The 948-nt window shown below is 50.8% G+C and carries 1 rRNA gene; it reads right to left on the bottom strand.

The features are described 5' to 3' along the window. Nucleotides 1-892, bottom strand: a 23S ribosomal RNA gene (locus tag GMB86_RS15305); the annotation flags it as partial. Nucleotides 893-948 lie beyond the last annotated feature (56 nt).

Genomic DNA, 948 nt, shown 5'->3' with positions numbered 1-948 from the left:
TCCTCGAGGCTAGCCCTAAAGCTATTTCGGGGAGAACCAGCTATCTCCGTGTTCGATTGGCATTTCACCCCTACCCACACCTCATCCCCGCACTTTTCAACGTGCGTGGGTTCGGGCCTCCATTCAGTGTTACCTGAACTTCACCCTGGACATGGGTAGATCACACGGTTTCGGGTCTACAACCATAAACTTAAGTCGCCCTATTCAGACTCGCTTTCGCTGCGGCTCCGCCTCTTAAGCTTAACCTTGCTTATGATCGTAACTCGCCGGTCCATTCTACAAAAGGTACGCTGTCACCCTCTAAGGGGCTCCAACTACTTGTAAGCACACGGTTTCAGGATCTCTTTCACTCCCCTTCCGGGGTGCTTTTCACCTTTCCCTCACGGTACTGGTTCACTATCGGTCACTAGGGAGTATTTAGCCTTGGGAGATGGTCCTCCCAGATTCCGACGGGGTTTCTCGTGTCCCGCCGTACTCAGGATTCACTCAGGGAGAGTGTGAGATTTAGGATACAGGGCTGTTACCTTCTATGGCTAGCCTTTCCAGACTGCTTCGCCTATCCCACACTTTTCTTACTCCACAATAGAGTGTCCTACAACCCCAAAGGGCAAGCCCTTTGGTTTGGGCTGATTCCGTTTCGCTCGCCACTACTCAGGAAATCGCATTTGCTTTCTCTTCCTCCGGGTACTAAGATGTTTCAGTTCCCCGGGTCTGCCTTGCATCACCTATGAATTCAGTGATGCATCCTATCCGTTAGGATAGGGGGTTTCCCCATTCGGAAATCTCCGGATCAAAGCTTACTTACAGCTCCCCGAAGCATATCGGTGTTCGTTCCGTCCTTCATCGGCTCCTAGTGCCAAGGCATCCACCGTGCGCTCTTACTTACTTAACCACTTCGTGTTTATGTCTTGACGCATTTCTTTCACTATCCAGTTTTCAAGGATCACA

It is taken from the genome of Terrilactibacillus tamarindi (genome assembly GCF_009718825.1).
Classification (GTDB): domain Bacteria; phylum Bacillota; class Bacilli; order Bacillales; family Sporolactobacillaceae; genus Terrilactibacillus; species Terrilactibacillus tamarindi.
The sequence above is the reverse complement of the archived record's forward strand: the minus strand, read 5'-3'. Positions and strand labels throughout refer to the sequence as shown.